The organism is Ekhidna sp. (assembly GCF_964218185.1).
GTDB lineage: Bacteria > Bacteroidota > Bacteroidia > Cytophagales > Cyclobacteriaceae > Ekhidna.
This window is the reverse complement of sequence record NZ_CAXPLV010000008.1, coordinates 105,291-124,861: the sequence shown is the minus strand read 5'-3', so window position 1 is coordinate 124,861 and position 19,571 is coordinate 105,291. Positions and strand designations below refer to the sequence as shown.

24 protein-coding genes are annotated in these 19,571 nt (G+C 40.3%); 5 read left to right on the top strand and 19 right to left on the bottom strand.

The genetic code is table 11. The features are described 5' to 3' along the window. Nucleotide 1: 1 nt before the first annotated feature. Nucleotides 2-403: a hypothetical protein gene (locus ACEQZT_RS13225; RefSeq protein WP_370089923.1), complete on the top strand. Its 402-nt coding sequence runs from the start codon at nt 2-4 to the stop codon at nt 401-403. Here ACEQZT_RS13225 and ACEQZT_RS13220 read toward each other — a convergent pair. Genes ACEQZT_RS13220 through ACEQZT_RS13200 form a run of 5 tightly spaced genes read right to left on the bottom strand, consistent with a single transcriptional unit; the run spans nt 400 to nt 3,438 of the window. Beyond that, on the bottom strand, nt 400-1,290 hold the full coding sequence (locus ACEQZT_RS13220) for a PorP/SprF family type IX secretion system membrane protein (RefSeq protein WP_370089922.1): 891 nt from the start codon (nt 1,288-1,290) through the stop codon (nt 400-402). The genes ACEQZT_RS13225 and ACEQZT_RS13220 overlap by 4 nt on opposite strands. Further along, nucleotides 1,287-1,844 carry a porin family protein gene (locus ACEQZT_RS13215; RefSeq protein WP_370089921.1) on the bottom strand — a complete coding sequence of 186 codons (558 nt, stop codon included), beginning with the start codon at nt 1,842-1,844 and terminating at the stop codon, nt 1,287-1,289. The genes ACEQZT_RS13220 and ACEQZT_RS13215 overlap by 4 nt, the downstream gene beginning before the upstream one ends. Further along, nucleotides 1,844-2,305 carry a cytochrome c gene (locus ACEQZT_RS13210; RefSeq protein WP_370089920.1) on the bottom strand — a complete coding sequence of 154 codons (462 nt, stop codon included), beginning with the start codon at nt 2,303-2,305 and terminating at the stop codon, nt 1,844-1,846. The genes ACEQZT_RS13215 and ACEQZT_RS13210 overlap by 1 nt, the downstream gene beginning before the upstream one ends. Then, nucleotides 2,289-2,906, bottom strand: coding sequence for an SCO family protein (locus ACEQZT_RS13205; RefSeq protein ID WP_370089919.1), 618 nt, complete (start codon nt 2,904-2,906; stop codon nt 2,289-2,291). Before ACEQZT_RS13205 ends, ACEQZT_RS13210 begins: the two co-directional genes overlap by 17 nt. 1 nt (nt 2,907) lies before the next feature. Then, nucleotides 2,908-3,438 carry a CopD family protein gene (locus tag ACEQZT_RS13200; protein ID WP_370089918.1) on the bottom strand — a complete coding sequence of 177 codons (531 nt, stop codon included), beginning with the start codon at nt 3,436-3,438 and terminating at the stop codon, nt 2,908-2,910. A 75-nt stretch (nt 3,439-3,513) separates the two neighbouring features. On the opposite strand from ACEQZT_RS13200, the gene ACEQZT_RS13195 reads away from it, so the two are divergent. The 3 genes from ACEQZT_RS13195 (at nt 3,514) to ACEQZT_RS13185 (ending at nt 7,264) form a co-directional block, all read left to right on the top strand. Continuing rightward, nucleotides 3,514-4,194 carry a Crp/Fnr family transcriptional regulator gene (locus ACEQZT_RS13195; RefSeq protein ID WP_370089917.1) on the top strand — a complete coding sequence of 227 codons (681 nt, stop codon included), beginning with the start codon at nt 3,514-3,516 and terminating at the stop codon, nt 4,192-4,194. A 77-nt stretch (nt 4,195-4,271) separates the two neighbouring features. Next, a complete protein-coding gene (locus ACEQZT_RS13190) occupies nt 4,272-4,607 on the top strand; it encodes a PadR family transcriptional regulator (protein WP_370089916.1) in 336 nt (111 codons plus the stop codon). Next, entirely contained in the window at nt 4,604-7,264 is a 2,661-nt protein-coding gene (locus ACEQZT_RS13185) for an FtsX-like permease family protein (RefSeq protein ID WP_370089915.1), read from the top strand. Before ACEQZT_RS13190 ends, ACEQZT_RS13185 begins: the two co-directional genes overlap by 4 nt. A 17-nt stretch (nt 7,265-7,281) precedes the next feature. On the opposite strand, the gene ACEQZT_RS13180 is transcribed toward ACEQZT_RS13185, so the two are convergent. Genes ACEQZT_RS13180 through ACEQZT_RS13150 form a run of 7 tightly spaced genes read right to left on the bottom strand, consistent with a single transcriptional unit; the run spans nt 7,282 to nt 12,413 of the window. Then, nucleotides 7,282-7,926 (bottom strand): TIGR04282 family arsenosugar biosynthesis glycosyltransferase, encoded by a 645-nt coding sequence (locus ACEQZT_RS13180; protein ID WP_370089914.1) that lies wholly within the window; start codon nt 7,924-7,926, stop codon nt 7,282-7,284. A 15-nt stretch (nt 7,927-7,941) separates the two neighbouring features. Continuing rightward, nucleotides 7,942-8,433 (bottom strand): rhodanese-like domain-containing protein, encoded by a 492-nt coding sequence (locus tag ACEQZT_RS13175; protein WP_370089913.1) that lies wholly within the window; start codon nt 8,431-8,433, stop codon nt 7,942-7,944. Beyond that, on the bottom strand, nt 8,430-8,741 hold the full coding sequence (locus ACEQZT_RS13170; RefSeq protein ID WP_370089912.1) for a type II toxin-antitoxin system RelE/ParE family toxin: 312 nt from the start codon (nt 8,739-8,741) through the stop codon (nt 8,430-8,432). Before ACEQZT_RS13170 ends, ACEQZT_RS13175 begins: the two co-directional genes overlap by 4 nt. Further along, entirely contained in the window at nt 8,726-8,956 is a 231-nt protein-coding gene (locus ACEQZT_RS13165) for a hypothetical protein (RefSeq protein WP_370089911.1), read from the bottom strand. The genes ACEQZT_RS13170 and ACEQZT_RS13165 overlap by 16 nt, the downstream gene beginning before the upstream one ends. Before the next feature lie 9 nt (nt 8,957-8,965). Beyond that, nucleotides 8,966-10,267 (bottom strand): glycosyltransferase 87 family protein, encoded by a 1,302-nt coding sequence (locus tag ACEQZT_RS13160; protein ID WP_370089910.1) that lies wholly within the window; start codon nt 10,265-10,267, stop codon nt 8,966-8,968. Then, nucleotides 10,260-11,717, bottom strand: coding sequence for a cellulose synthase family protein (locus tag ACEQZT_RS13155; protein ID WP_370089909.1), 1,458 nt, complete (start codon nt 11,715-11,717; stop codon nt 10,260-10,262). Before ACEQZT_RS13155 ends, ACEQZT_RS13160 begins: the two co-directional genes overlap by 8 nt. A gap of 3 nt (nt 11,718-11,720) precedes the next feature. Continuing rightward, the gene (locus ACEQZT_RS13150; protein ID WP_370089908.1) at nt 11,721-12,413 is read right to left on the bottom strand and encodes a glycosyltransferase family 2 protein; all 693 of its coding nucleotides are present in this window, start codon (nt 12,411-12,413) and stop codon (nt 11,721-11,723) included. A 103-nt stretch (nt 12,414-12,516) separates the two neighbouring features. Between ACEQZT_RS13150 and ACEQZT_RS13145 the strand changes: the two genes are divergently transcribed. Beyond that, nucleotides 12,517-13,299, top strand: a complete 783-nt coding sequence (locus ACEQZT_RS13145) for a J domain-containing protein (RefSeq protein WP_370089907.1) — start codon at nt 12,517-12,519, stop codon at nt 13,297-13,299. On the opposite strand, the gene ACEQZT_RS13140 is transcribed toward ACEQZT_RS13145, so the two are convergent. From ACEQZT_RS13140 to ACEQZT_RS13110, 7 genes are all read right to left on the bottom strand, one after another. Continuing rightward, entirely contained in the window at nt 13,296-13,739 is a 444-nt protein-coding gene (locus tag ACEQZT_RS13140; protein WP_370089906.1) for a DUF6265 family protein, read from the bottom strand. The genes ACEQZT_RS13145 and ACEQZT_RS13140 overlap by 4 nt on opposite strands. Nucleotides 13,740-13,796: 57 nt before the next feature. Then, on the bottom strand, nt 13,797-14,591 hold the full coding sequence (locus ACEQZT_RS13135) for a DUF6597 domain-containing transcriptional factor (RefSeq protein ID WP_370089905.1): 795 nt from the start codon (nt 14,589-14,591) through the stop codon (nt 13,797-13,799). Nucleotides 14,592-14,621: 30 nt separating this feature from the next. Continuing rightward, complete coding sequence (locus tag ACEQZT_RS13130; RefSeq protein ID WP_370089904.1) at nt 14,622-14,945, bottom strand: TfoX/Sxy family protein; 324 nt, start codon at nt 14,943-14,945, stop codon at nt 14,622-14,624. 46 nt (nt 14,946-14,991) lie between these two features. Beyond that, nucleotides 14,992-15,876, bottom strand: a complete 885-nt coding sequence (locus ACEQZT_RS13125) for a hypothetical protein (RefSeq protein WP_370089903.1) — start codon at nt 15,874-15,876, stop codon at nt 14,992-14,994. Then, on the bottom strand, nt 15,860-16,525 hold the full coding sequence (locus ACEQZT_RS13120) for a DM13 domain-containing protein (RefSeq protein ID WP_370089902.1): 666 nt from the start codon (nt 16,523-16,525) through the stop codon (nt 15,860-15,862). Before ACEQZT_RS13120 ends, ACEQZT_RS13125 begins: the two co-directional genes overlap by 17 nt. 2 nt (nt 16,526-16,527) lie before the next feature. After that, complete coding sequence (locus ACEQZT_RS13115; protein ID WP_370089901.1) at nt 16,528-18,081, bottom strand: 4Fe-4S binding protein; 1,554 nt, start codon at nt 18,079-18,081, stop codon at nt 16,528-16,530. Between the two features lie 102 nt (nt 18,082-18,183). Continuing rightward, nucleotides 18,184-19,515: an NAD(P)/FAD-dependent oxidoreductase gene (locus ACEQZT_RS13110; protein WP_370089900.1), complete on the bottom strand. Its 1,332-nt coding sequence runs from the start codon at nt 19,513-19,515 to the stop codon at nt 18,184-18,186. Between the last annotated feature and the right edge of the window lie 56 nt (nt 19,516-19,571).

Below are 19,571 nucleotides of genomic sequence, written 5' to 3'. Positions count from 1 at the left end.
AATGAAAAACCTATTATTAATAACCACATTATTCTTTATTGTATCATGCGGTCCTTCGCAGGAAGAAGAACTTCAGCAGCTTAAAGATGAGGTCATGACGATCCATGATGAGGTGATGCCAAAAATGGGGGAGTTGCGAAGAATTAGAAAGGATCTTTTACTTCAGGCCGATTCGCTTATAGTTGTAGATTCAGCCAGAGCAGCCTTGCTCACCACTATTGCTACTCAGATTGGAGATGCTAATGAGGGGATGATGCAGTGGATGCGAGATTTTGAGCCGGAATTTGAAGGAACGGATGATGAAATCAGACAATACCTTGAAGATCAAAAAATAGCCATCCAGCAGGTGAAAGAAGATATGAATAAGTCTCTGGCTAAGGGAAAAGAGGTTTTGGGAGATTAATCAGGTATAAACACCCTCATACCCATTTCAAAGTTGTTCCCGAAATCTGTATTGCCAGAGTTGAATTCTTGAATGCTCTGGTCGTACAAGATCATATAAACATTAAACCAATCTTTTGCAGAAAGGCTTGCGATAAGGTAGTAGAATTGATCTTCATCAAAAACTCTAATGCGTCCGCCGATGGTAATTAGATCAAAAAACTCTACATCTAGCCCTCCATCAAACCTCCAGGAGTTATCTGTATCAACGATTTGGTAGAAAGCGTATGGTTTTAGGGCAATAGAGGTTGAATAATCCCAATGATAATGGGCATATAGGTTATAAAATTGAATATCTCTAGCAGGAGAAAATTCATCATAAGAATTTCTCAGGATATTTTGCAAAGCTATACCAATGACAAATTGATCCTTCGAAAAGGAGACCCCAGCATCCATATTAAAATCATTATTGGTGGTTGCCCCAGCAATTAATTCATCATCTGGATTAAGAATCTGAAGATCATCAAAATATACATTGTCAGACTGAAAAATAAGATTGGATCCTATATTGAGATAGCTGTCTTTTGAAAGGAAGATTTCTTTTGAAAAAATAAAACTTCCTTTATTTTGACTATGAATTCCGGCCTTAATGCTTGAAAACATAATCCCAACATTACCTCCTAATGAATTGATACCTTGCTCATATGAGAGAAGTATGCTTTTCGGGCTACCTGATATGTTTGACCATTGATCCCTATAAATGATGTTGAAAGAAGGGCTTTCTTCTAGGCCAATTAAAGACGGATTTATGATTTTTAGATCATAGTGATATGTATTTATTGCTCCAACAGACTGTGCTATTCCATTTATTGATATAAAGGCCAATAAGCTAAAGATTAGAACCCTCATTTTATTGTATAGTTTAATGAAATAGACAACACTAGGTTAGGAATGAAATCATCATCGCTAATTTTTGACGAGGTAGAACTAAAGCTATGATTGAAACGAAAATCAATTGCGAATTCATCATTTACAGGAGCAATCAATCCAATCGTACCTGAAAAGTCAACATTGTTTAGACCTGCCGTTATATTTTCTTTTTCTGAATTGTCTCTTGCAACTGCATTGAAGAGTAGTCCAAATTGAGGACCTATGTATAATGAAGCAGAATTAGGATCAATCTGAATTTTCAACAGAACTGGAAGATTGACATAGGAATATCTATAGCTTAAATCTTCAATTTTTGCTCCTTGCGATGAAAAGAAAAGTTCGGGTCTAAGGAAAAGGTTTTCATTGATCTCACGTTCTCCATATAATCCGAAATTATATCCTAACTTAAAATCGGTGTTTTTCGAATCGCCTCCAAGGTTGGATAAATTTAGTCCAGTTTTTAAGCCAATTCTTGATTGGCCAAAAACATATATCGAAGAAACAGTTAATAGAAGGGCAACAAAAATTCTCATCAATACCCCTCCTCACATTCTTCCAACCATTTATCTACATCCTTCACACCAATCAAGCCGCCCTCATTGCCCCACGCATTGGCGATGAATGTGAGTACTTCGGCTACTTCCAGATTAGTAATGGGGTTGCCCGGCATCATGGAGTTGTAGGTCACGCCATTCACCACTATTTCTTTGCTCTGGCCATTTTTGATGATGCAGGCAGCTCTGGCCATATCTTCCATCAAATAATCTGATCCTGCCAGCGGTGGATAAAGTGAAGCCAGGCCCTTGCCATCCTGCTGATGACAGTTAGCACAGTAAGTGGTGTAAACCTTCGCGCCCTGCACCTGATATTGTTTCAACCTGACTTGATCTCTGGAAGAAAGCGTGGAAGAGGTTTCTTTCTTTTCACTACCACTTCCACAAGAGAAAAGTAGGATTGCAGCTAATGCCAGCAAAGTTTTAGTTAGGTTCTTCATATTCTTTCAAAAGTTTTTCAATGTCATTCATCAAAACATCCACCTGCTCCGGCACTGTACCATCATAAAAGCCTCTGATTCGTCGATCCTTGTCTACTAAAAGAAAAGCTCCGGAATGAACAAATCCGCCCGGTGCATTTCCGTCTTCATCAGCCAGAGAGATGTAGCTCTTTTCGGCCAGGTCATAAATATAATCCTGATCTCCGGTCACAAATTTCCATTTATCCGATCGCACACCTAATCGCTCGGCATAGTCCCTCAATAGTGCCACTGTATCATAGTTGGGGTCTATGGTATGGGAAAGGATGGCTACCTGATCATTGGTTTCAAATTTTTCATATACCCTTAGCATTTGAGCTTTCATGGTAGGACAAATGGTAGGGCAAGAGGTGAAGAAAAAATCTGCTACATAAATCTGATTGGCAAAAGTCTCGTTGGTGACAATACTGCTGTCCTGATCCACCAGTTGAAAATCCTGAACTGTATGATATATGGTGTCATTTTCTTCATAAATGGTGTTGCCCAGGAAGGGTAACTTTTCTGACGAAGATTGTTGGTCACAAGCAACAAAAATGATGAACGGGAGAAGTAATTTTTTCATTTTAAGATCTAAGTCTTTTATAGAGTTTAATTGCAATCATGAGTATTACTGCAAAACTAACAAGTCCCATTGTGCCCCATACCCAACTAAGCTCATTCTTCAGTACAATTAGAAATACAACTGCAAAAAGAATCAGCGTGGCAGCTTCATTAAATATTCTCAACTGCATGGAGGTGTATTTCGCTTTACGTGCTTGAAGCTGCCTGAATATGCCATGACAACCCAAATGATACAGGATCAAGAGAAAAACAAAACCTAGTTTGATATGCATGAATGGCATCTTCAGCCAGGAGGGTTGCGAAATCAATAGAGAGGTGCCCAATATAATCGTAATAATAGCAGATGGCCAGGTGATGATGTACCAGAGTTTTTTACTCATCAATGCAAGCTGATCCGATAGTATGGATCGATCTGGTTCATGCTTTTGAAGTGCTTCGGTGTGATAAATGAACAACCGGACGATATAAAACAATCCGGCGAACCAGGTTATTACGAATATGATATGGAGAGCTTTCAGATATAAATAATCCATCCGGGAGCTTTTTTGTTATAATTGTTGTTAACCCGTGGTTGTTGCAAATTTGCATAATCCCTACTTCACAAGATCATGAGCGCCGAAAGAAATCTATGGTATTTTGAAGACACGGACCTATTTGAGGTGCTGTGCCCCAAGAAGACTCCTCATATGGAGGAAAAGCACACTCCAGGGCTTTACAAAAAAGATGAATTTATCTATTTCAAAGATCAGTCCTCTGAGAATATCTATATGGTATCGAATGGTCGCGTGAAGATTGGGACATATGGTCCGGATGGAAAGGAAATTGTAAAAGCAATCCTTACTCGAGGAGAAATTTTCGGGGAGCTTGCGCTGGCCGGGGAGGAGAAACGTCAGGATTTTGCTCAGGCCATGGACAATGATACTCGCGTTTGTGCAATGACCATCGATGATCTCCAAGATTTGATGCTGGATAATAAGGAACTTAGTTTTAAAATTTTGAAGATTGTAGGATTCAGGTTGCGCAAGATGGAGCGTAAAATTGAATCTCTCGTATTTAAAGACGCTCGCACCAGAATCGTGGATTTTCTACGTGAAACAGCCGAAGAAAAAGGCCAAAAGGTCGGGTTTGAAATGATGATCAAAAATCACCTGACACATAAGGATATCGCCAGCCTAACCGGTACTTCCAGGCAGACGGTGACCACAGTAATGAATGAACTTCGCGACAAGAACCTGATCAACTTTGACAGGCGCAGAATTCTCATCCGGGATTTGGAGAAATTAGCATAAAAAAGGAGGAGGGTTTGTAACCTTCCTTTTCTTTTCCTGTATAATACTTACATTTACGAAATTAATATTTCAAGAAAATGAAAGGAACGAATCTTGGAGAGTTTGAAGAGCTGGTGCTGTTGACCGTGGGCATTTTGTATGACAATGCCTACAGTGTGGCTATTCAGCAGGAATTAAACAAGCAAACAGATAGGAAGGTCAGTATAAGCTCTGTACATGCGGCAGTATATCGTCTGGAAGAAAAAGGACTATTGAATTCCAGAATGGGGGAGATGTCGAGCGAAAGGGGAGGAAAACGCAAGCGGCTATTCACGATCTCCAAAGCTGGTAAAGCATCGTTGGAAACAGCCAATGAATTGAGAAACCGAATGAGAAATCAGATCCCCAAGATCGCATTTGAAAATCTAGGATGAGTACCAATCAGCCACCGAAGCTTCCTTTAAAGATCTTTCGATTCTACTGTTCTGACGAACGATTGGAAGAGTTGGAAGGCGATCTATACGAGGTATACAATGAATACATAGCAGAAAAAGGGAAGCGATTTGCTGGTCTATTCTATTGGTGGATTGTATTCAGAAGCTTCCGCTCATTTGCACTTAAAAGGACTAAAATGAAAAATAACAAGGTAAACACTTCAATGACTTTTTTGCGACACAACCTGGTGATTGCATGGAGAAATTTGCGAAAAAACAAGACAACAGCTGTCATCAACGTGCTCGGCCTGGCGATCGGAGTTGGAGCATTTTTAGCTATTCTGAGTATTGTGAAGTTTGAGTTGAGTTTCAATACAGAGATACCGGAAGGAGAAAAAATTCATAGAGTGTACACCTCCTATACAGGCTCATTCACTTCTACAAACAAAGGCGTGTCAGTGCCTATTGGACCGCATGTAAAGGAGACCGTTTTAGGCTTAGATGAAGTTGCTTATTTCCACACTTTCTGGGCACAGGTAGACGTTCCGGAGGCTGACGGGGATAAAAAAGAGTTTGAAGGACAGGGTGGTTTTATTGTGGCCACACCATCTTATTTTAAGGTGATCAATCAATATCAATGGCTTGCGGGATCACCCGAGGAGGCCCTAAATGAACCATTCAGAGTGGTTTTGACAACCGATCAGGCATTGAAGTATTTTGGAAGTGAGGATTGGCAGGAAATGATGGGTAGGGAGCTTATTTATCGGGATTCTCTCAATCTTTTTGTTTCCGGGATTGTTCAGCAACCTGCCTACAACACGGATTTTGAGTTTACTGATTTCATTTCCCATGCGACCATTGACAAATCCTGGCTAAAAGAACGGTTTGGATCCGATGATTGGGGGAGCACCAATAGCTCATCTCAACTTTGGGTAAAAAGAAATGAACACACGAGCAAAGCTGATCTTATACTTCAGATGGAAGAGCTGGATGCTCATGTGGCGGAGCAAACGAAAGATGCAGATTGGGTGCAGAGTTACAAACTGCAAGACTTAGCTGATCTTCATTTTAGCCCCGAATTAGGAATTTTTGATGGGGGAAGGAGCACAGCTCACCTTCCTACACTCACTATTTTAAGCGTGGTTGCCATAGCCATTTTGCTCATCGCTATTTTCAATTTTGTGAATTTAGAAACAGCTCAGTCAACGAGTAAATCTAAGGAAGTAGGTGTAAGAAAAGTCCTTGGAAGCCCTCGAAGACAGCTGGTAGGAAGATTTCTGACGGAGAGTATTCTGATTTCATTTTTTGCCGTTGTGCTAGCCATTCCAATTGCTCATTATGGATTTATTTACTTCAACGAATTTCTGCCGGAAGGAGTAGCACTTGATTATGGTAACCCATTGTTTTGGTTGGTATTGGTAGTTCTGATATTGGTGGTCGGTGTTATTGCTGGAATTTATCCATCATGGGTTATTTCGTCATTTAGACCAGTAAGAGCATTGAGATCTGGATCCACCTCGAATAATCCTGGTGGTTCATTTATACGAAAAACACTGATTCTTTTTCAGTTTCTTTTTTCTCAGCTTTTGATTGTTGGGACATTAGCTATAGCCTGGCAGATTTCTTTTATGCTTGACAAGGATTTAGGTTTCAAAGAGGAAGGCGTGATCTACTTCTACACTCCATACTATGAGAGCATGCAAAAACAGGATCTCATTCTCAACGAGCTGAACAAAATGCCTGAGGTGAAAGAGTATAGTCTCCAAAATACGCCACCTGTGCAGAATGGCTATTCTACGTCCACAGTAAAATACCAATCACCTCAGGGAGAGGTGGTGACCAGTGCCCACCTAAAATCTGGGGATACAACCTACCTCAGATTTTATGATATCGACTTGCTGGCAGGTCAAAACCTACTGCCCAATGATACGCTTCCGCATTTGTTGATAAATGAGACATTCATGAGGGATTTGGGTTTTGATGATCCGCAAGTGGCTGTTGGTACCACCTTTGAGTTTCGCGAAAAACCATACACCATTAGAGGGGTTGTAGAAGATTTTCATTTTAGATCTCTTCATCACCCGATTGAGCCAATGATGTACTATTATCAGGAAGATTCCAGATGCATTGCTCTGAAACTGACAATAGATGATCAGCTAAAACCGACGATTGACAGACTGACGGATAAATGGTCAGAGGTATATCCTGACAATGCATTGAAGGTTTACTTCATGGATGAAACTATTGAGCAGTTTTATAAAACCGAGAAAAGGACTTCAAAACTGGCTTCTACTGCGACGGGTATTGCCATATTGATTTCATGTCTTGGTTTGTTTGGACTCATATCATTTACAATCGTACAGAAATCCAAAGAGCTGGGTATACGAAAAGTACTGGGTGCTTCCCTCCTGCAAATTGGTGGAATTTTATCCAAAGAGTTTGTTCTTTTAATTCTGGCGGCTTTTGTTATTTCCACACCCATATCCTACTACTTCATCAGCAAGTGGATGGAGGACTTTGCATATCAAACAGAAATTTCCTGGTGGGTATATGTATTGGGAGGAATAATGTCAGTACTCATTGCACTGGCATCCATTGGAGCGAAGGTATGGAAAGCCTCTGGCGCAAATCCGATAGATTCTTTGAGGTATGAATAAGAAATCATGAAGAGGCTTTAATAGGCCTCTTCATCATCTATGTCTATTTCAGCGTCAGCACCCAGCTTTTCCCACTCGATGTTAGTCTCTTTCAGGTCTTCCAATGTGTCGATATCGTTGAGTTCCGGGAGTTTATAAACTGAAAGTTCCAATTCTTCAGCTTCCTGTAGGAGTTCCTGAAGAACGGTATCAGTACTGTACTCTTTGTCTTTAAATAGTTGGGGGAGAAACTCTTTCATTCCAAGTAGGTAGTATCCACCATCTTTTGCAGGGCCAACTACCACATCATTTTCCTCAAGCATTTCATAGGCTAGTTTGATATGCTTAGATGAAAGATCATAACAATCACTGCCGATAATGACCACCTTGTTGTAAGAGTCAAAAGCCTCATCAAAAGCATTGGACATCTTCTCTCCAAGTGTGAATCCTTTTTGGGAGGTGAGTTTATAATCTCCATTGTCCCAGATATCTTCTATCTCTACATATTCTGAGTAATAAACCGTCTTATCTACTTCGATTTTTTTAGTGATTTTGTGTGTGTGATGTACAAGCTCCTGGTACACATCCAGCGCTTTGTCAATCCCGATATCTTCCGCAAGCCTTGTTTTTACCATACCGGGTATCAGGTTCTTCACAAAAATCATTAGCAAGCTATCACTCATGTCAAATACTTTCTTTTAGTAAACTTTAGTTCCTTTAAATAGCCACTTTCCCCATAGCCGGTTGTATACATGTACACTGTCTGTCGGCAGATTGTTCATTCCGACCACCTCATTACCTTCATTTTTCCAGCCAAAAATACCGCCGTATAAATTCTTAACATTGGTGTACCCGGCCTTTTGCAACTTTTCCCCCACACGCTCACTGCGGTATCCAACAGAGCAGTAAACAATTACTTCCTTGTCTTTCGGAATATCATTTACCTGTTCCACTTCAAAACCATCATAATCCACTAACCTGGCACTAGAAATATGACTTACCTCAAACTCTTCTCTGGCTCTGGTATCCAGGATCACCACTTCAGATAATTTTGGTTTAAGGGAATCGGCCTTAATAAGAGGAACGGTCTTTTTGTACAAGCTTTCCATCTTCTCATCAAAGGTTTTTTGACCGCAGGAGGTAAGTGCTGACGCTAAAAAAAGAATAAATGGTGGGAGGTATTTTTTCATTGATATAAATTCAATAACCTGTTCAAATCATTAGGATTTTGTCTGCTATCCCAGAAAAGAAGAATGTATAAAATTTCTTCATCAATACGATAAATGAGTAAATAGTTCTTGACAACCTTGACTCGAACATTTTTTACTTGAGTCTTAATTCCAAGTTTTGGAAATTTTGACAGTAAATCAATGGCTTTATTGATTGCATCATCCAAACTGCGACTGAACGAATCGGAAGCGTTTTGCTCATTCCAATATCTAAAAATTTCCAATTTTTGAAGGTGAGCTTTTTGAGTCCAGATTATTTCTCGAACCATTTCTGAGTAGCTTCTTTTGCCTCTTCTTGAGATAAAGTTTTGCCATACTGGACGTCTTCTTCGGCAGCCTTCAGTGCAGCAAGCTGGGACTCTGAGAGCACGTATTCTTCGCTACCATCTGTAAGATCAATCAACTTTCTAATTTCTTCCAGTAAGAGATGGTTTTTTGATTTTGCAATCGAATTAATCAACTCAAGCTTCGCGTCAGCATTCATACTATAAAATTAAGTTTTTCTATCGCTAAAACGAATTTCTATTAAAAATGTAGAGAACACAATCATATACTCGACAACAACGATATACATGGGAAGTTCAAAACCATTTTTGGTGTAGCCGATATACGTCAGAAAGATCAAAAGGGACCAAACGATCGGATACCAAAATCCCGATAGAGTACAAAGGACAATCAAAGGCAGAATGTACCATGGGTGAACAGTTGTAGCGAAGAGTAGGTAAGTAGTTAGAATAAACAGGAAGGTTTTGGGAATTGACCACTTTCTCTTAGTCCCAATCAGCGATATGGCAAGAATCGTAAGTAATGAAGCGAATGATGATAGAGGCCCGATCAATGCAATATTGTTATAGCCATATATCCAATAGCCTATTTGACGGGCTATGAAATATATGCTGGCGTTGAATTCGAAAGACCGAAAGTAGAGATCCAGACTCTCCATCATACCTTTCACAAAGCTTTCACTCAACATTGGTATCAGGGTTAATGATCCTATGCTTCCGGCAATGATTGCTATTGACCATTTTTTTTGTGTGATTCCTTTTAAAAATAAAAAAGGAAGAAAAATCAAGGGCAACAATTTGGTGCCAACCGCTAGCCCAAACCCAGTTGCAGATAGCCACTTTTTGTTCTTTTCATAGCAATAAATTCCGGCAAGGAGAAAGAAAACAACCAGTCCTTCAAAATGAAGATTACCCGTAAACTCCAGAACTACTAACGGATTCAAAAAATACCAGAAAGCCAGGTTTTCAGACTTGCGATATTGCTTCAACAATTTTTTCAATAAGAAAAACGATCCCACATCTGCAGCATACAAGATGAGGCGAATCACATTGGCAGATACCAGCCAATCTTCATTTCCTATTACAGCGCTCAGCCAAAAAATGAATTGGTTGAGAGGGGGGTAGATGGTGAAATATTTGGGTGAGTTAAGCTTGTCGTAAAGCTGATGATCTAATCCGGGTATATTCTGATTTAGGTAATAACCAGGTAATTCGTTAAATGGGTGTATTCCATTTTTTAGCAATGTCCCATCCCAAATAAATCGAAACAAATCGTCGGAAAGAGAGGGGAGGCTAAAGAATAGCAATATACGGATGACTATTCCCGCACTAAAAAGGAGCCTTGATTCATTGGTTTTTTGAAGGAGAAAAACATATCCAAAAAAAGCACTTGAATAGGCTAACAAAAGTGGTAGCGTATTGTGTCTTTCTATCCAGTTGCCAATAGAGAAGATGGCTAAGATGTAGACAAAAAGGAAGGTGTAATGTCCTGTTTTGTGCTGGCTAGGCATGCTTGATCGGTTTCACCGACAAGATAAAAACATAGGCAAAACCAATGGCCAACATTCCATGGAAAAGCATCAGTCCGTAATCCTCCAGCTTGAAGCCTGAAAAGATGCCATAGATGAAGTAAATGGAAAGCAATCCTTCCATAAAAGTCACTGGTGTCAGTACCTTACTGAGGTATTGATTTCCTTTCCATGAATCACCTTTGGATTGCACATTGAATTTTGGTGTACGGACAAAAGGAGTTTTTATTCCAAGATACCCTTCCACCACTGCAACAGAATTATGAAGTGCCATCCCCATGGAAAAAGCCAAAAAGATTGGAAAATTTTTAATGAAGTAACGGAAGGTATATTCCGGATGAGTAGCTTTTGCTGCCACCCAGTAAAAGAAACCCATGGCCAGAAATCCGATGATGAAAATGCTACCCAGATCAAAAACCAATGCTAAATCCGGATTATACTCTTTGATGTAAAGCATAGGTATACTTAGCACTGCAGCGATAAGGAGCAGGAGAAATACAGAACTGTTCAGTAAATGAAATACAGCTCGTATTTTGTGATTCCAACCAATATTCGAAGTAAGCACTTTCCCCAATGTCTTTCGAGCTGTTTCTGCTGCTCCCTTATTCCAGCGATACTGTTGTGATTTTACGGCCGGAATTAGCACTGGCAATTCAGCAGGTGACTCAATTTCTTCGCGATAAACAAACTTCCACCCTTTAAGCTGAGCTCGATAGCTAAGGTCTAAGTCTTCCGTAATAGTATCATATTGCCATCCTCCGGCATCTTCAATGCACTTCTTTCGCCATACTCCGGCCGTGCCGTTGAAGTTGATGAAGCTCCCGGCGTGTTCCCTACCTTTTTGTTCGACAGTGAAGTGAGCATCCAGCCAGAACGCCTGAATCTTGGTGAGTGAGCCATAATCAGTATTCAGGTGACTCCATTTGGTTTGCACCATGCCCACTTTTGCAGTTTTGAATTTAGGTAAGGTGCGAAGCAAAAACTGAGGGTTGGGCACAAAATCGGCATCAAAGATGGCGATGAATTCTCCTTTAGCTTTTTCAAGCCCGTAAGCAAGAGCGCCTGCTTTGTAACCTAAACGATCTGGTCTTCTAATGTGAGAGATATTCCAGCCTTTGGCAGTATATTCATTTATTTTTTTCTCCGCGATCTGAAGAGTCTCATCCGTAGAGTCATCCAATACCTGAATTTCCAGTTTGTCTTTCGGGTATTGAATTTTAGTTACTCCATCAATAAGTCGCTCAACCACGTACAATTCATTGAAGATTGGAAGTTGCACCGTAACCATCGGATATTCGGTGAGCTCTTCAGGGGTTTCTTCTTTTAGTTTTTTGGCTTGTAAATAATGCCAGGTAAGATTGAATTGACCCAGACTGAAAAGGCAAATAATCAATAGTGTGACTCCATAAAGCACGATCACTAACCACTCCACCTCTTATAGATATTTAAAGATTGTATAGATAATTTTATATCCGGCACCTAAAGTACCCCTGACTGTGCCACTTACTTTCGAAACACCTATTCTTTGTCGATAATTCACAGGAATATCTTTCGTGCGCAAATTTAGCTTAGCTGCCTTTAATTGCATCTCTACCGTCCAGCCATAGGTGCGATCTTTCATACCAATTGTCAAGAGGCTTTCATATCTGATAGCTCGGAAAGGCCCAAGGTCTGTGTACTTTTTTCGGTAAAAAAGCTGAATGAGGCGGGTAGCCAGCCAGTTTCCAAAAAACTGCTGGGGAGTCATGCTACCCTTTTCTTTCCGTCCCAATGCCCTGGAGCCAATTACCATGTCGGCTTCATTGGCAATGATTGGATTTACTAAGTCAATTAATTGTTCCGGGTAGTCGGAGTGATCCCCATCCAGAAAAACAACGATATCCGGTTTAGTTGGTGATGAAGCAATATGATCCATACCCTTGAGGCAGGCATTTCCATAGCCTCGAGTTGGCTCTTTTAGAGTAGTTGCACCTCTTGAAACGGCCTGTTCAAAGGTGTCATCCGTGGAGCCATTATCCACCACGATAATTTCAGCAACCCAATCTTTGGGGATTTCATCGATGACCAGACCTACGGCATTTTGTTCGTTAAATGCGGGAATAATTACACGTATGTCTGGCTTGTTCAAATGTGCGCTTCTTTAGTGAGGCGCAAAGGTAGGTTTATGGTGAGACTAAAAATGACTTAATAATGACAGTCACATAAAATTCTGGTTTTAGTTTTATGCTTTCATGAATCACTACGAAGTACTAGGCGTATCAAATTCAGCTACACAAAGTGAAATAAAGAAAGCATATTGGAAGCTGGTCAAGTTGTATCACCCTGATATCAATGCCGATTTATCTGCAGCTGACAAAATGGTCATTATTAATGATGCATATGAGGTGCTTTCAAATCCTACCTCAAGAAATCTTTATGACTTGTTTTTAAGTGGTGTTCCAGTTAAAACGGATATCAAGGAGGCAACTCCTTATCAACGATATAAAGAAGAGTACCGAGCCAAAAGGGTCAAACAAGAGCGAGACAAAATTATTTATTTGGTTAAGCTAAAAACTCGTTTTTACAAGTATCAAAGAATGGCCAATAAGGCCTTTTTTGTAATAGCCATTATTTTAACCGTTGATTATTATTATCAGCCTGATCAAAAGATCGAGGGCATCAAAGAAATAAAGAATAAGCCATTTGCCACTACATTGATCACAGAAGAAGGCACTCATATTTCAACTTCAGGCACGTTTTACGATGTGGTTATGAAAGACAAGCGAAATCAGGTCGTAATAAAATATTCTGGCCTGTTTGATATTCCGGTAAGGGTTAAGTCAATGAGTGGATCAGAGGACTACATTGTGAATGGATCCATATATGCCTTTAGAAATGCATTCTCTGTTATCATATTGATATTTTCTGCTATTGTAATTCGAAATAAAGAATACACGGATTTTCGACTTTCCTGTGGATTAGTACCAGGATTTTTTGTCCTTTTTATGTTGCTATTTATCCTCACCGAGATTTAATCTTTTCTCTCAAAAACAAACCCCATTTTTTTATCACCGTCTGAAATAATGACTGTCATTCTTTCTCCTTCAAGTATATACTCAATTTTTTTAGGAAAATCATGCTGTGGATTTTCACTCACAAATCCATTTTTTGTATAAGAGGTAATCTCAAAATAAGTCGGTTCTGGATTGTGAGCCACATCAGCCACATAGTATAAGTTCCCTTCTTTTTCGATTAAACTAAGCTTTTCCACAAACGTGGTATCCACTCCTTTCAGCGAGACCCCTTGTCCAAAGTATCCGTTTTTTGTTTTCTCCCAAACCTCAAATGCAGAAGTACCGGGTTTCACATCGTGGCGCTCCCATTTTCCTTCCAGCCAGGAAAAATCTGCCATGGATTGAGTGTATCCTACCTGAGCACCAAAACAAACGAGTAGTAGTAGAGCTATTCTTTTCATCTTTTTTATAGCAATGATACTAAGCGACTGATTTGGAATATTGTAAAAAACCGACACCTATTTCTGAAGAAAAAAATTAGCCAGATTTACCTCATCAAAACCATAAGCAGAGGGTTCTTCACCGGTAAATTCTTTGAAGTTTTTTATGAAATGAGATTGATCAAAATAGCCAGATTGAAGTGCGGTTCGAACCCAGGAATCCTTATGCTCCTTCATCACTTCGAAGATGTAATTGAAGCGAATGATGCGGTAGTAAAACTTTGGGGTAAGACCTATCACTTTTTTAAATTGACGTTCCAATTGGCGTGTACTAAGCTGTACATTATTAGCCAGATCGTTGACATCTACCATTCCATGAGAACTGAAGATTGTGTCCAGACATATTCTGATTTTAGTTTGGGGAACTACATTATTCAGATAGCTTATCAACCAGTTTTCAGCAAGCTGAACTATACTCTCGATTGATTCTGTTTGCTGAATCGATTTTAAGCCTGAGATATCCACCAAAGAATCAAGTGCAAGCACCTGATCGGTGAGGTGCTCCATTCCTGTCTGAAAAATTTCATAAAATGCAGTAGGATGAAGTTTTATGCCTAACATACCAGTGGTGCCGGTATTTTCTAGAAAGAAGTATTTGCTTATTTGATTTGAGAAAAGGAGTGGAGCTTGAATTTGCCATGAATCCTTCAGCTTTATCTTGTATGGATCTCCATAATGAACGATGATCTCACTAAATCCATCCGGAATGATCTTTTGCACGGTAGGGATACTTTCCTCATTTTCATAAATCCAGTATTCCTTAACAAATTCCCTTAATCTGTCTGACGGATCAAGTTTCTCATAGCGCATCATGCAACATAAGAATTCTCCAACAATTCACACCTATTGTTTCGAAATCCTGATAGATTTTTCAACCCACTTAATGAGATTGTCCGAATTCAGAATACTGTCAGGAATAGAATGATAAGGCATTTTAGAGTGCTGCTCAGCACCCTTTTCTATAAAGGCAGTTTTACTATCATCGTTGGTTCTTAAAAAAGCTTTCCCTTTTGAGTCGATAATCCCAAACATTTTGCCCTCATGAAAAATACCATGTCCACCAAACATTTTCTTCGAAGTTATTCCATTGATTGATGAAAGCTTTTCTAGAATCAGTTCTGCTGAAAGCTGTGCTTCATTGGTATGCTTATCTCCTTTTTGTCCCATGAGTTTTTTTAATATGAGACGAGAAGATACCTATGAATTGGACAAATTATTTCAAATCCAGAAATACCCCAACAGAATAGGAGGGAGCCGCCAAAATCAGGCGTGCACTAAATGCTCCACTATAAGAAGCTGAGAATCCAAGCTTTTCTGTAGCGTAATAAGCCACTTCATAGGTATAAGAAACGAATTCAGTATTATTAGCAAAAATCGTCGTTCCGCTACTGCCTTCGGCTGAACTCAGTCCGTTCTGGAGGGACTCCACTGCATCCAGCCTTAAAATAGTCCAAAGCTTACTTTTTAAGAATGATGCACCTACTTCTCCACCTGTTCGGAATTCATCCGAAAAATTTTGAGTTCGGTTGTTAAAAGCCGTATAAACATTTCCATACGCATTTACGCTTCCTATTGAAAATGATCGACTCAAATCAAACCGAACCATCTGGTTGAATTCACCATCTCCTGTCTGAAGCGAGCCATCACTTCCTCCATCATTTTTTCCTAGCGGTAAACCCAGAAGCAATGTTCCTGATAAAACAAACTTGCTGCCAGGCTTACTTATCCCATACTTGACTGCTATATCCGTATCTCCTATGGAATTCACTGATTCTCCCGGAGAAGTGACCATCCCAGTAGTACCGGACACTTGTTCATTTCGGTACGTCCTGCTGAAAAACGGGAAGTATACAATACCAGTAATTCTATCTGTGATACCATATTCGCCATAAAATGAAGAATTGAAAATCCCGGTTGTGGCGTTAGGGTCAATGCCACCATTGCTTGTGTAGTGTTTTGCTGCTTCCACCCACCATTGTGAAACTTTATAATAGGCTGTTCCTTTCGATTTGGTCCACCCACCTCCGGCACTTAATAGAAGAGGGTTTAGAAGTAAGATTAATAATGATGTCTTTCTAAAGTTATTCGATATCGCCATGGCCAACTTTCACTTTAAATGGTTTGCAGTAATAGAATAGGTAATCATAGTCAAACAGATCAATGTCAGGAATTCGATATTGATGAGCACCTGAAAAGACCTGTACAGCACCAATTTCATACCCGTCTGTCGGTGTGTTCGGATTATTTGTCAAGTATACATAAAGCCCTGGTAAGCCTTGATCTGCTACATAATTGGATTCAAACTCGATAATGAGATCGTTTCCATCCATCGAAATTTCAAAATCTCCAGTCAGTTCATAGCTGCTGGTTGTTGCTATTGTTCCGCTTCTTGTGCTTTGAGACATCATGGTAGGGTTGTCCGTTACTTCAAAGGCAATAGTCGTGTCAACAGTCACTTCATCCATGGTTGCAGTTAAAGTGATCTCAACATTACCATAGTCCAAAGCTGTAGCCAGACCATCCTGATTAACAATAGCAATGTCCGCATTTGAGGTAGACCAGGTAATTTCATCAGGAGTACTTTCAGCACCCACATTATCCAAATACATGTACTTAAATTGCCACGAGGTATTTATTTCCATTTGGGAAATGGCGTTGGTGATGCGTACCTCAGGAGGTACCTCATCCAACACTATGTCCTGACCAACACAGCCCGAAAGAGTTAATAGAAGAATTAATCGTTTCATGATTATTTAGTTACGGTAAAACTATCGTTACCGAGCAAAATAGGTTGGTTAAATCGCCCATCTTCGTTTCGATTTTCGAGGTTAAGGACGCCTCGCGGACAAACGGCGGAGCATACCCCACAGCCCACACACGAAGAACGAACAATATTTTGGCCTCTCTGCGCATACCAACGAACGTCAATCCCCATCTCACAATAGGTAGAGCAGTTCCCACATGAAATGCATTGTCCACCATTGGTGGTAATTCTGAACCGGGATTTAAATCGCTGTACCAGCCCAAGATAGGCCGCCAGTGGACATCCAAATCTGCACCAAACCCGGTTGCCCATCAATGGGTAAAAGCCCGTCCCAACAACTCCGGAAAAGATGGATCCAATTGCAAATCCGTAAGGCTTTCGTAAATAGGTATAGGTGTCAATTCCTAAGATAGTGTTGGAACCGGTAATAAACGTATAAAGAACACCTATGGTCATAATTACTGCAAAAACAAGAACTGCATGCACAAGGTAGCGTTCAATCTGCCAGGCTTTTAATGATTTATCTGAGAGATGTCTGAATGGATCTCCTGCAGTTTCCGCTAATCCCCCACATCCGCAAACCCATGAGCAATACCAGCGCTTACCAAAGAAGTAAACGAATACCGGAACACCTACCGCAAAAAGAGTAATGCCCCATACAAACATGAAAATGCCAATTCCGCCTGAAGATGTCAGTGTGTTGATATGCCAGGCATCAAAGAAATCATAGTCTAGGGGCCACATGTTTTTGAAATCAAAGTAGGGCTGGTTCAATCGCACTAAAATTTCTGGAAGCAGAAAAGCAAAGGCCAGCTGAAAAAACATGACGGAGCAGGTTCTGAAAATCTGGTACTTGCTATGACGATACTTGATAATCATACGAACGCCCATCACTAAAACCGCGAACGTGTACAGGAATCCGTACAGGAACCATTGACTTGAAGTAGCTGAAGGGTTGATCAGTTTTTGAAGCGGATCAACAATGATGATCCAGTTGGTGATGTAGGCTGGGAAAAAGTAAAGGAGGATATAGAATCCAATTAGAAGCGCACCAGTTACAATTCCCATCCAGCCGCGACTGTTTAGTGCATGCTGAAAAATATGATTGTTTTTAATCCCCGGAGGGCCGCTCAATTTTATCTGAGGCACAATAAACATTAAAGCTCCCAGTGCTCCAACCACGTAAATTAGCAGGAATACAAGAAGCTTATTGTTTGGGACATAGCCTTTGGCAGATGCTCTGGTTAAGGAACCTGCATAGTCGTCATAAATCACTTTGTCCCATTGCTGTTTGGCTCTGGCTTCTTCATTTACTTTTTCTACGGCTCCTTGAATGTCATTCACAAAAGGAATGCTATGAGCATATTCCTTGTCAATGACACTAGAGAGTGCTGGTTGTAGAATCTCTTGATGTTCTGCCTTCACGATCTCTTTAAAAGTATCTTCAGTCAGTGTGAAACTTGACATGAAAAAGCTCCCCAAAAATAACCCGAGGGAAAAGAGGAATAGAATAAGGCCTGTATATCTGATTGCTTTCATAATGATGCTTAATGTATAGATGTATTCCCCCTTTGAAGGGGGGTATGGGGATGTTTTTTACCCAATTCTCTGTTCATAACTCTGTTCCCTCTGCGGTTAAGGTTATCCCATTATTCTTTCTAAAAGTCCCTTTTTTCTGACGCTCACTTTCTTATCTGGAAACACCTCATTGAACTTCATTTGTATTTCACCTTCCCAATGTTTGAAAAACTCCGGGTCGAAGTTTGCCTCTGGCAAATGTCCGATGATGTAGTCTAATGTTCGTTTCTCGTTCAACCACCGGTCCCAGACTTCATGCCGGTTTCTGATACCAAAAAGATTGACACCCTGCACCTCCAGAGATTCCTTTTTATAAATGATTTTCATGCACTTTTCTTCGTCATCGCACTCCCAATAAAATGAAGCAGCATCTTCAGGGCACTGCGGAAGAACAATCCCATAGTTTTGATATTCGATATCGAAGAATTTTGCAGAGTTGAACCAGATGCCAGGTTTGTATTCAGTTTTAGTTCCGGTTATCGTTCTAGCTACCGTTTCGCCCATCATCCGTCCGGCATACCAAACGGCTTCAATAGCTCTTCGGTGAGGAGGAGGGTTTTTTAACTGTGCACAATCACCAATAGCATAGACATCAGGTAAGCTGGTTTGAAGATACTTGTCTACCAAAATCCCTCTATCAGTTTCGATTTTTGAGTCTTTGACCAAACTGATGTTAGGGTGCACTCCCACAGTGAGCCCCACAAACTGACAATCAATGACTTCTCCAGATTTCGTTTTGACTCCCTCTACTCTTCCATTTCCATCATCTAAAATTTCTTCTAGTTCGGTTTCCTGTCTCAAATCAATACCATGCTTGTATAGGTGTTTGTCAATCAAAGTGGCTTCTTCCTGCGGAAGCATATTGTCCCAAAAATGATTTTCGCGTATAAGGTAAGTCACAGGAATGTGTCGTGAGTGAAGCATCTCAGCCATTTCCACACCGATCAGGCCACCTCCAATTATGACTGCTCTCTCTACATTTTGTGTATTCTTTTCCATCAGCTCCAAATCCTGATAGGAATACAGTCCCTGCACACCCTCCAAATCCTGGCCGGGCCATCCAAATTTATTGGACTGACTTCCTGTAGCCAGAATTAACTTGTCATAGCTCATTGAATCACCCGAGTCAAAAGAGATTCCTTTTTTATCAAAGTCAATGGTTTTTACCCACGCTCTTTTCAGATTGATCTTGTTCTTCTCCCAAAACCAGTCTTCATACGGCTTGGTATTCTCATATTTCATGTGACCCATGTAGATATACATGAGCGCGGTTCTGGAAAAAAAATGATCTGTTTCTCCTGAAATAACGGTGATTTGATCATCGGATAGCTTTCTTATATGCCGTGCTGCAGTAATACCGGCTATTCCATTTCCAATGATGACTATTTTTTGCATTGAGTGAGTTTAACAGGTCAATAATACGTCTTTGTGTGACTGGAGGCTTTGAAGTT

Coding starts and splice junctions, on each gene's coding strand:
- ACEQZT_RS13225 (WP_370089923.1), top strand. CDS start 2: ATGAAAAACCTATTATTAATAACCACATTATTCTTTATTGTATCATGC.
- ACEQZT_RS13220 (WP_370089922.1), bottom strand. CDS start 1,290: ATGAGGGTTCTAATCTTTAGCTTATTGGCCTTTATATCAATAAATGGA.
- ACEQZT_RS13215 (WP_370089921.1), bottom strand. CDS start 1,844: ATGAGAATTTTTGTTGCCCTTCTATTAACTGTTTCTTCGATATATGTT.
- ACEQZT_RS13210 (WP_370089920.1), bottom strand. CDS start 2,305: ATGAAGAACCTAACTAAAACTTTGCTGGCATTAGCTGCAATCCTACTT.
- ACEQZT_RS13205 (WP_370089919.1), bottom strand. CDS start 2,906: ATGAAAAAATTACTTCTCCCGTTCATCATTTTTGTTGCTTGTGACCAA.
- ACEQZT_RS13200 (WP_370089918.1), bottom strand. CDS start 3,438: ATGGATTATTTATATCTGAAAGCTCTCCATATCATATTCGTAATAACC.
- ACEQZT_RS13195 (WP_370089917.1), top strand. CDS start 3,514: ATGAGCGCCGAAAGAAATCTATGGTATTTTGAAGACACGGACCTATTT.
- ACEQZT_RS13190 (WP_370089916.1), top strand. CDS start 4,272: ATGAAAGGAACGAATCTTGGAGAGTTTGAAGAGCTGGTGCTGTTGACC.
- ACEQZT_RS13185 (WP_370089915.1), top strand. CDS start 4,604: ATGAGTACCAATCAGCCACCGAAGCTTCCTTTAAAGATCTTTCGATTC.
- ACEQZT_RS13180 (WP_370089914.1), bottom strand. CDS start 7,926: ATGAGTGATAGCTTGCTAATGATTTTTGTGAAGAACCTGATACCCGGT.
- ACEQZT_RS13175 (WP_370089913.1), bottom strand. CDS start 8,433: ATGAAAAAATACCTCCCACCATTTATTCTTTTTTTAGCGTCAGCACTT.
- ACEQZT_RS13170 (WP_370089912.1), bottom strand. CDS start 8,741: ATGGTTCGAGAAATAATCTGGACTCAAAAAGCTCACCTTCAAAAATTG.
- ACEQZT_RS13165 (WP_370089911.1), bottom strand. CDS start 8,956: ATGAATGCTGACGCGAAGCTTGAGTTGATTAATTCGATTGCAAAATCA.
- ACEQZT_RS13160 (WP_370089910.1), bottom strand. CDS start 10,267: ATGCCTAGCCAGCACAAAACAGGACATTACACCTTCCTTTTTGTCTAC.
- ACEQZT_RS13145 (WP_370089907.1), top strand. CDS start 12,517: ATGAATCACTACGAAGTACTAGGCGTATCAAATTCAGCTACACAAAGT.
- ACEQZT_RS13140 (WP_370089906.1), bottom strand. CDS start 13,739: ATGAAAAGAATAGCTCTACTACTACTCGTTTGTTTTGGTGCTCAGGTA.
- ACEQZT_RS13135 (WP_370089905.1), bottom strand. CDS start 14,591: ATGATGCGCTATGAGAAACTTGATCCGTCAGACAGATTAAGGGAATTT.
- ACEQZT_RS13130 (WP_370089904.1), bottom strand. CDS start 14,945: ATGGGACAAAAAGGAGATAAGCATACCAATGAAGCACAGCTTTCAGCA.
- ACEQZT_RS13125 (WP_370089903.1), bottom strand. CDS start 15,876: ATGGCGATATCGAATAACTTTAGAAAGACATCATTATTAATCTTACTT.
- ACEQZT_RS13120 (WP_370089902.1), bottom strand. CDS start 16,525: ATGAAACGATTAATTCTTCTATTAACTCTTTCGGGCTGTGTTGGTCAG.
- ACEQZT_RS13115 (WP_370089901.1), bottom strand. CDS start 18,081: ATGAAAGCAATCAGATATACAGGCCTTATTCTATTCCTCTTTTCCCTC.
- ACEQZT_RS13110 (WP_370089900.1), bottom strand. CDS start 19,515: ATGCAAAAAATAGTCATCATTGGAAATGGAATAGCCGGTATTACTGCA.